Here is a 9969-nt window from a genome sequence, read left to right as displayed (position 1 = left end):
TGCTTTGGGTTGCAATATCTATATGGATTTTAGGAGTGATAAAACTGCGTGTAGAAGTGGTAAAAGGAATGGAGGCGTTGAAAAAATCGATTAAAGATGCGATACACTAACAACTATTTCTAATCCTTCAGAAAACATTGATTGATAGTATGCTGAGAGAAATCCTCTGTAATGAAAGTGGCAGAGGAGAAATGGAAATTTACGATTTTCTTTTTTTAAGGTAGCTATTGGTTAATTAATACTTAAATTTGCCTTTCAAAATTCATTGAGTGGCTCGGAAGAACAGTGATATCGATACGAAACAGCCTTCGGTTTTCAAGGATTGGATGGTTTTTACAAAGATGAGACTGGCTAGCCTTGTTATTCTTTCTGCTATAGCTGGGTACTGGTTTGCAGGAGGAGGATGGGATCAGAATCTTTTTCTATTAGTGGTCGGGGGGATTTTAGTAACCGGAGCTTCAAACGGTATGAACCAGATTATTGAGCGGGATCTTGACAAGCTGATGTCAAGAACAAAAAATCGCCCGATACCGGCTGGTAGAATGACAGTTTCACAAGGATATGTTATTGTTGTTGTTTGTATCATTACAGGTATTGCTCTTTTGTCTCTGATTAACTTTAAAACGGCTCTTTGGGGATTTGTTTCTTTTGTGTTATATGCTTTTGTATACACCCCTTTAAAGCCAAAGACTTCCTGGTCTGTTTTTGTTGGGGCTTTTCCCGGGGCTTTTCCTCCATTTCTTGGTGCTATAGCCTATCTGGATGAGTACACACTGATTCCGGGGATTTTATTCATGGTTCAGTTTATGTGGCAGTTTCCACATTTCTGGGCAATTGCCTGGGTAAGCTATGATGATTATAAGCATGGCGGTTTCCACCTTCTTCCTTCTAAAAACGGGAAGACGAAGACGTCGGCATTTCCGATTTTGGTCTACACGTTATTACTGGTTCCTTTTAGCTTGTTACCGTGGGTACTCGATATGGTTGGTCCGCTTACTTTTTATTTAGGAAGTTTCCTTGGTTTGTTGTTCTTCCTTTTTGCGTACAGGCTGTATCTTACCTGTGATACCAAAGATGCACGTAACTTAATGTTTGCTTCTTTTGCTTATCTGCCGCTTATCCAGTTTTTATACGTGCTTGATAAGGTATAAGATTTTGAAGAAAATTTGATGTAATTATGAAAAAGGATATGAATGCCGAGTTAGAACCTGAGGTGAAGGAAAAAATGACCAAGAACCTCGTGTATGTTGGTATGATAGGTATTGTTATGGTCTTTGCAGGACTCACTTCAGCCTATATTGTCTCTATGGGAGACTCGTTTTGGGTTAAATTTCCACTTCCTCCGGCATTCTGGGTAAGTACAGTAGTTATTTTAGCAGGAAGTCTTACATTTTATATGGCGATCCGTGCGATGAAGCAGGGAAAGGAGAAACTTTCGAAATCTCTGGTTCTGATAACGACGCTTACAGGAGTGGCTTTTAGCGTGTCTCAGATTGTAGGTTACCAGCAAATGTTTAGTAAAGGAGCGCATGTAGTAAGTGATATCATGGTGTCCAATGGGCGGTACGGCGATTATTACGAGATCAAGATGGATGGAGCACTTCTTGTTGTTGATGGAAATGATTACAAAAAAAAGGGAGAAATCCTGAATGAGAGTGAAATGGATGAGCTTAAAAAATTTGCATCCAACTTTATTCAATCGGATTCTGCAGCGGTACTTGCCATTCCTGAATATGGTAAAAAGTTTAATCTGTTATACCGGGCTGAACCGTTGGCTATCGTAAACGGAAAACTAATCCGCTCCAATGGGGAGGAATTATCACGAATAGATTGGATACGATTGAATGAGATGATGACGCACGTGGCAGACGGTAGAGGAGATTTTTTTCTGAAAGGTAAGATAGGTGAGGATTTTTCACTGTACTATCATGGAAGAGAAATCGAGTACCAGAATCGTGAGTTGTATGATGAGGGAAAGAGAATTTCAGCTCCGCTTGAAATTAAACTCATCGATTCACGGGACAATGCGACTTCTTATCTTTTCATTATAAGTGCTCTTCACCTGGCGCACGTTGTGATTATGCTTATTTACATGATTCTCTTTACCAGAAGGACTTTCAGGGGAGAGTTTAGTGCAGAAAATACCTTGGGAATGAGGGCGACAGCAATTTTTTGGCATTTTTTAGGTGCTTTATGGTTATATTTGTTGTTGTTTTTACTTTTTATTCATTAAAATTGCAAAAAAAAAGTTGTAATGGCAGGACATACTACGCACGAAATCGATACAACTGTTTCCTGGAAGGGTAAGGTTTCTCCTTTCAGAACCAGTTATGGAAAACTCATGATGTGGTTTTTCTTGATCTCCGATGCACTTACTTTTGGTGGGCTTTTGGTAGGGTATGGTTTTATCCGACATGCATACACCGGAAAATGGCCAATTGGAGAAGAGGTTTTTAATTCGCTTCCTTTCCTGGGGCATGGATATCCTTTGGTTTATGTGGCGTTAATGACATTCCTGCTTATTATTTCATCTGTAACCATGGTGTTAGCGGTTGAGGCTGGTCACCGAATGGACAGAAAAGGAGTTACAAAATGGATGTTAGCTACTATTATCGGTGGTTTCTTCTTTTTAGGTTCTCAGGCTTGGGAGTGGTCTCACTTTATCCATGGTTCACAATTAGGTCGTGTTCAGTTGAACGATGGTTCGTTAGCTTATGTTCATGGTCATGCCGCTACTTTTGAAAGTTTTGAGGTGATTACGGCAGGTTCACATCACCATGTTGGTGATGTTGTTAAAGAGGATCTTGCTCACGAATACAGTCATGCGGTTACAAATGGTAAGGTAATGGCAGATGGTTCTATCGTGTTACACGATGGGTCAGTAGCTAAAGTGAATATTAAAGAAGCTGCTCATATCGATGAACTTTTAGTCAGAGAAGCGGGAGCAGAATATGCTTTAAATGATAAAATAACAGGAGAAGAAGCGAAGCGTCTGTATATGGAAGCGGTTACGTCCGGAGAAGCAAACCGTGTCGTTTACGGTGCGAATATGCAACAGAATGAGTATGGACCTAAGCAATATGCTCAATTCTTTTTCTTTATTACCGGATTCCATGGATTCCACGTATTCTCAGGTGTGATTATTAATATATTGATTTTCCTAGGTGTATTAAGAGGAACATACCACAGAAGAGGACATTACGAAATGGTTGAAAAAGCAGGTCTATACTGGCACTTTGTCGATTTAGTCTGGGTTTTCGTATTTACATTCTTTTACCTTATTTAATCAGAAAAACAGGAAATTATGGAAAGAGATGATGTTTATGAGTACTCATTAGATACCCACCACGACGAAGCGCAAGGAAAGCTTATTCGTAAGAAGATTTATTTTGTCACAATTCTTCTTACTGTAGTTACAGCTGTAGAAGTTGCTTTGGGAGCTTTTATTAAACAAGATCCGGAGTCTTTTGCTTGGATTACTGTGAAGTGGTCATTTATTTTAATGACTCTTTTAAAGGCTGGTTATATCGTTATGGTGTTTATGCACTTGGGTGATGAGAGAAAAGTATTGCGTAATATTATACTTGTACCTTATCTAATCTTTATGACCTACCTTATCTTCATTGCACTTACTGAAGGTAATGCAGTGCATGATACTTGGATGAATTAGTAATTAGCACAAAAATATATAGCGTGGCTAAAAAAGAAAAAAAAGCCGGTCGTTCGTCTGTATGGATATTATTCATGCTGTTGTTCGGGCCGGCTTTAATAATTATTGTCTTTTCCAGAGGGTGCACAAACCATTTTAAAACACTGGATAATTACGGGAATATCGGGGACTTTGAGTTGAAGTTAAACGATGGGACGGTTCTTACTCAAAACGATTTAGAGGGTCATATTACCATTTTTACTACGATTCAGAATACCTGTCCTGATTCGTGTGGGATTGATTTTTGGTTTGTAAAAGAGCATTTGTTTAAGCGTATTTACACCAACGCAAAAAAACTGAAGCACGTACGTATTGTCTCTATTGTTACGGATACAGAAGGTAATCCGGCTCCGCTTGATGATGTGTTAATGTTTAACCTGAAAGATATTGTAAAGGATTATGACCCCAAGTTTTGGAAGATCGCTGAAGGTGACCCCAAACAAATCTATGACATCGAGCACAATGGTATCAATTTGTATGAAGAGAGAGGAGATAAATATCTGGGTGACAGACTTTTTATTGAGACATTGCTTTTGATTGATGATGAAGGGAATTTAAGGTTCGTGCGTTTTGGAAAGAGTGAAAGTATGGTTCGTGATTTCCATGATGGTTTCACTTTGTTGGAAAAGGAATTTGAGGAAAAGCGAAGAAATAAAGAGAACTAGTTATGAGAGGTAATCCAGCTTTTTTGATAATTGTAGTACTTTCGTTGGTTCTTGTATCATGTACTGAAGAGAAAAAACAAAGAGTATTGCCGATATACGGGGAAAGAGAGCTCGATCAGAAGATTGTTGATGGAGAAACGATTATGGATACGGCTTACCATGTGGTTCCTGATTTTCGGTATTTGAATCAGGATTCTGTTTGGGTAGATCAGAATAAAGTGAAAGGGAAGGTTTATGTAGCGGATTTTTTCTTTACTACATGTCCTACTATCTGTCCTAAGATGACTTCGCAACTGAAAAGACTTCAGGTGCTTACTAAGGATATTCCTGAAATCCATTTTTTATCATTTTCGATTGATCCGGAGAAAGACCAGCCTGAAGTTTTGAGACGATATATTGAAGAATATGGTGTTTCACAGGATAATTGGGACTTTCTGACAGGTGATGAAGAAGCAACACATGAGCTTGGTGTGAAAGGATTTTTGGTACATGCTGATTCGGATGAAGATGCTCCTGGAGGTTTTGCCCATTCGCCATCATTGGTTTTGGTAGACAGAGAAGGTCTGATCAGAGGTATTTATGACGGTACCAGTACGGAAGATGTTGATCTTCTGAATAAAGATATTCGTAGATTATTAAGAGAAGAGTATGGAGCAGATTTCTGAGAAGAAACTTAAGAACTTAAAAGTTCTTATCTGGATATTGTCAATTGTTATTCCGGTTGTTGTAGCAGTCTTATTCGGTGTGAAAATCGAAGGATATGATACAAGTTTTCTTCCTCCTATTTATGCGACGATAAACGGAATAACAGCTGTGTTATTGGTCGCTGCTTTAATTGCCGTTAAAAACGGAAAATTCAAACTACACGAAAGGTTAATTAAGATTTCCGTTTTGTGCTCGCTTTTATTCCTTGTTGGATATGTAATTTATCACATGACAAGCGATCCCACACCTTATGGAGATAAAGAAAGCACAATGTATCTGGTGTATGTTCTATTGTTGGTTTCTCATATTATTCTTAGTGTTACGGTAATACCTCTTGTATTGGTGACTTATTTGTATGCGTATCTGGGACAGTTTGACAAACATAAAAAGCTTGCACGTTTTACCTTTCCGATATGGTTGTATGTTGCCGTTACGGGTGTTATTGTTTTCCTGATGATTAGTCCGTATTACGGAGCATAATTGTTGATAGTTTTCACGTTGTTGTTAACAGAATTAACCACCTGTTGAGAATTTCTTAACATTCCTGCCGTACATTTGCAGTGAATGCATAGCAAAAAAGTATTGAAAGATTTGAAGAGAATTATTCTGACGTTAGTCGTTTTGATGGGGATACTGGGAGCAAGTTATTCTCAGTCAAATTGTTTTCAGATAGAAAGTGTTCTTGTGGATGCTTGTGGTTCGAATGAAGGAACCAATGAAATGGTACGCATCCGGATAGGTGCAGTTGATTTGAGTACTTCTGATATTAATATTGCCTGGCCTAATAACCCATACAGAGGTATTTGCCAGAATGCATCAACTGCCAACAAGGTTGCCCAAATGAATGCTACCATTTTATCCTGTGGTTACTTTGTAGAGCCGGTTGGAGGAGTGTTACCGGCTAACTCAGAGGTACTGATTATTACCAGTACCGATTTTGACCCTTCTACTCATGATTATTCAGGGATGCAGGATACGATTATTGTTATCTTCCAATGTAGCGGAAATACACAGGGACATTTTGCGAATTATAATTCGAGTTGTTCTACGCGTACACTTTCGATTACTTTCGGGGCTACGTGTATGGAAAGTGTTACTTATGACAGATGTCTTTTGGTAAACCAGAATGGAGAAGTTGGAGGTAGTTCAGCATTGCGAGATGGAGCACGTGTTGACTTTGATGCGGCGGGAACAGCGACCTATGCAAATGACGGGTGTACAATTCCGTATGTACCTGTATCTGTTGCTACCAGTTTTGTTATTGGAGATGGAACAATTTGTCCGGGAGAATCAGTTGATATATCGGCTATTGTGAATGGAAATGCGTCTCAAATGAGTTGGAGTAGTTCTGAAGGAAATTTTGCAAATCCGACAGACCTTCAAACAAGCTATACGCCCAATGTAGGAGTTACAACCAATCATTATATCTACTTTTCTGCTGAGAATAACTGTAATGAGCCGGAAGTAGATTCTTTACTGATTACGTTTGATGATCTTCCGGATGTTACGATAAATGCGAATGCTACGGATGCATGCGAACCGGGAGAAATCCAACTGACTGTTTCAGGAGCGGATACATACCTTTGGAGTACCGGAGAAACAACGACAACCATCACACCTTCAATTTCGGGAACTTATACGGTTACCGGATCTAATAGTTGTGGTGCAGATCAGGCTTCCATTACAGTTAATTTTGGGACGGTTCCGAGTTGTGGTATAACAAATGGTCCGTCAGATGTTATATGCTCAGGAGAGTCAGTGAATTTGATTGGTAATTCGGCTTCTTCAAATATCAGTTGGTCAACTGGTGAAACAACTTCTTCAATTGCTGTAACAGAAGCAGGTTGGTACTATTTTACAGTTACAGAAGACTGCGGAGTGTGCAGAGACAGTATTGAAATAAGCGTTGTTGAAACAACCGCATTTTTTACTGCTACTCCTAACGAGGGGATAATTCCCTTTGACGCGATATTGGAAAATCAGTCTACAGACTATGATATGTTGACCTGGTCTGTTGATGGCACGGTTGCCAATCAGAATGAAGAAGTTATTACTTTACCTGTTGACATGCCGGGAGTATATGAAGTAGTTCTTACGGCGACTAACACCGTTTATGGGTGTACTGATTCCTACACGGTGACAATTATGGGCTATGAAAACAACGAAACACATATTCCAAACGTATTCACCCCTAATGGAGATGGGTTAAATGATTATTTTGGTATTACTACTTCGGCAGCGGTAACAGTCGATATTCGTCTGTTTAACCGATGGGGGAATTCAATTGTAGTACGAGAGTACGAGTCCGTACCGGGTGTTTTCGAGCCGGTTTGGGATGGTACAATGAGTAATGGTACTACCGCAGGAGAAGGTGTTTACTTCTATACAGTAATGATAACTTCAGTAAACGGGGATGTAGAAGAATTTCACGGAAACTTCCAGCTAACAGGTTTGGTTAAGTAAGCTATTTATTTTGTCGCTCGTAGAAGATGCCCGTAGAATAGTTCTTTTCCTGTCGTTGTCTTTGCCCACAATTCACCGGCTTCCAAATCAGAAGGTGAAAAATAACGGGAAGCAAATTGTATCATATCTTCCAGTGAGACTCTGGGTGAATAGGTATTGAGGATAAGAAAGCCTCCTTCATCTAACAGATTGTATGCGGTTTCAAGTAAAGATTCCAGTTTATTTTCAATTTTCCATTTTTCGCCTTTCGCTCCAATTCCCCAGGCAGGAGGATCCATCAGTACACCTTTGTAAGTATTACCTCGTTTAACTTCGCGTTCAGCAAATTTCAGAGCGTCCTCATGTACCCATTTGATATCTTGCAGATGATTTATTTCCATATTATTTTTTGCCCAGGAAATCAGTTGTTTTACACTATCAACATGTGTTACGATAGCTTCTCTTTCTTTGGCAACAATACTCGCGGCTCCTGTATAAGCAAACAGGTTCAGAAATTTATCTCCGGCTTGCAAATGATTCTGAATGTATTTCCAATTGATCTCTTGTTCAGGAAAAAGTCCCAGGTGCTTGAATCTCGTAGTTTCCAGCTGGAACTGAAGTGATCCAAAATGAATATTCCAGGCAGGTTGAGTTTTTGACCAGATTCCTGCTTGTTTACCTTTCTCTTCAAAGTGAATGGGCTTATAATTCTCCCAGGATGCAAATGTCATTCCCGATTTAAAGTAGGCCTGAACCTCAGGACGGACGGTATAGATAGTGCCCCATCTTTCCAGTTTCTTCCCTCCGCCTGCATCAATAAGTTCATAGTCCTCAAAGGGAGAAGTAAACCACTTTTTCAATTCCATACTGCAAAGATGAAAAAACTATCCGGAAAATTTAACGAAGTACATTAACATGGCCGTAGATCATCTCATTATCGCCATTGATAGAAGTGTATTCCAGTTTATAGACGTATACACCATCCGGAACGGGTTGGCCGTTGTAGGTGCCATCCCATTGGAATCGTTTATCATCACTGTAGAATAACTCTTCTCCCCAACGGTTGAAAATACGGACTTTTAGACTCACTACATTTATCGTCGAAGCGGCAAAGTAGTCATTTCGCCCGCTACCATTTGGAGTTATTGTATTCGGAACGTAAATATAAAATTCAGGAGTGATCGTTATCGGTTTGGTAATTGAGTCACGACAGCCTAAATCATTTTCTGCATACAGTGTGACCAGATAGTTGCCAGGTTCGTCATACGTATTGCTACCGTGTACCTGTGTTGACGTTTGACCATCACCAAATTCCCAGAAGTAAACTGATCCGCCAATTGTTGTATTCTGGAACTGAATAGGGAGGTCTTCAAACAACGTTCCTGAACTGATGACAAAATTGGCAACGGGTTGCACAACTTCTACTTCTGCGAAATCATCAACCGTAAACGTTTGACAATCATCACTGACGATTACCTGAATCCGACCAGTCTGTCTGGGAGATACCCACACCTGATTAGTCGTCTCACCACTATGAGGCCAATAGTAATAATAGTCTCCGAACCCTCCGGTTGCCCCTGCGGTAAGAAGAGCCGAATCACCCAGACAAATGGTTGTGTCTCCTAATACATAAGGAACAAGAGGTGGACTTGTGATGGTCACAGATACACTATCCAATGCCTGTTCACCACATTTATCTTCTACCAGAATGTAATACTTCGTAGAGACTCCGGGTTTAACAACCTGCGTATTCGATGTACCGTACTCTTCTCCAAAATTGTCAGACCAACGGTAGGTGTAATCACCCGACCCGCCAATTGCTTCTACAGAAAATGTATACTCTATATATGGACATGGGTCAACAACATCATCCGAAACATTTAACTGAATAGGAGGAGGATTGGGGACAATAACAGTGTTGGATGCTGAAGCGGATTGATTCAGACAGTTATCCGTTACAGTTACAGTATAATTTGTCGTTACAGACGGCTGTACAGAAATTGATTCTGTGGTTTCTCCTGTGCTCCATTGATAATTATATCCTGATCCACCACCACTGACTGTTGGTGTAAGTGTTATTTCATTACCCGGACATTCCAGTTCTTCATCACCCAAGGTAACCTGAACCGGAGCAACATCATCTATTGCCAATGTTATTGTATAGTTTTCATTTCCTCCGCAGGGGTCGGGAATTCCAAATTCTATAATGATATCTTCCAGTCCTTCGGCTATTCCGTCGGCTAAAGCTGATAGGGTAAACGAGACCTGAGATTGTCCGCTGGCAAAAGTTACGGAGCTTGGTATGTTATTCGTATAATCTGTTCCCGGAGTTGCAGAGCCTGTTACTGAAATAGGCACAGTCATAGGAGATGATAAATCTTCACCGTAACGGGTAAGAGTTACGGTAGCATCCGTACATCCCTCCGCCATTGTGTAGTCGTTGTCAAA

General features: G+C 40.0%; 10 protein-coding genes. 8 read left to right on the top strand and 2 right to left on the bottom strand.

Annotation, left to right across the window (positions count from 1 at the left end):
* Positions 1-269 precede the first annotated feature (269 nt).
* The 8 genes from cyoE (at position 270) to AC4PL9_RS13705 (ending at position 7542) form a co-directional block, all read left to right on the top strand.
* A complete protein-coding gene (gene cyoE, locus AC4PL9_RS13740; RefSeq protein WP_491605320.1) occupies positions 270-1151 on the top strand; it encodes a heme o synthase in 882 nt (293 codons plus the stop codon).
* A gap of 26 nt (positions 1152-1177) precedes the next feature.
* Positions 1178-2233 (top strand): cytochrome c oxidase subunit 3, encoded by a 1056-nt coding sequence (locus tag AC4PL9_RS13735; protein ID WP_491605319.1) that lies wholly within the window; start codon positions 1178-1180, stop codon positions 2231-2233.
* Positions 2234-2254: 21 nt separating this feature from the next.
* Positions 2255-3286, top strand: coding sequence for a cytochrome c oxidase subunit 3 (locus tag AC4PL9_RS13730; protein ID WP_491605318.1), 1032 nt, complete (start codon positions 2255-2257; stop codon positions 3284-3286).
* Positions 3287-3304: 18 nt separating this feature from the next.
* Positions 3305-3670, top strand: a complete 366-nt coding sequence (locus AC4PL9_RS13725; RefSeq protein ID WP_491605317.1) for a cytochrome C oxidase subunit IV family protein — start codon at positions 3305-3307, stop codon at positions 3668-3670.
* Positions 3671-3693: 23 nt separating this feature from the next.
* On the top strand, positions 3694-4374 hold the full coding sequence (locus AC4PL9_RS13720) for a hypothetical protein (RefSeq protein WP_491605316.1): 681 nt from the start codon (positions 3694-3696) through the stop codon (positions 4372-4374).
* A gap of 2 nt (positions 4375-4376) precedes the next feature.
* On the top strand, positions 4377-5039 hold the full coding sequence (locus tag AC4PL9_RS13715; RefSeq protein ID WP_491605315.1) for an SCO family protein: 663 nt from the start codon (positions 4377-4379) through the stop codon (positions 5037-5039).
* On the top strand, positions 5023-5559 hold the full coding sequence (locus AC4PL9_RS13710) for a DUF420 domain-containing protein (RefSeq protein WP_491605314.1): 537 nt from the start codon (positions 5023-5025) through the stop codon (positions 5557-5559). Before AC4PL9_RS13715 ends, AC4PL9_RS13710 begins: the two co-directional genes overlap by 17 nt.
* Before the next feature lie 111 nt (positions 5560-5670).
* Entirely contained in the window at positions 5671-7542 is a 1872-nt protein-coding gene (locus AC4PL9_RS13705) for a T9SS type B sorting domain-containing protein (protein WP_491605313.1), read from the top strand.
* A 5-nt stretch (positions 7543-7547) separates the two neighbouring features.
* Here the strand turns inward: AC4PL9_RS13705 and AC4PL9_RS13700 are convergent, their stop codons facing one another.
* Positions 7548-8387 carry a class I SAM-dependent methyltransferase gene (locus AC4PL9_RS13700; RefSeq protein ID WP_491605312.1) on the bottom strand — a complete coding sequence of 280 codons (840 nt, stop codon included), beginning with the start codon at positions 8385-8387 and terminating at the stop codon, positions 7548-7550.
* 31 nt (positions 8388-8418) lie between these two features.
* A partial coding sequence (locus AC4PL9_RS13695; protein ID WP_491605311.1) for a T9SS type B sorting domain-containing protein occupies positions 8419-9969 on the bottom strand: 1551 nt, incomplete at its 5' end.

It is taken from the genome of Wandonia sp., assembly GCF_984588085.1.
Note: the sequence above shows the minus strand (reverse complement) of the source record. Positions and strands in the feature narration are given on the sequence as shown.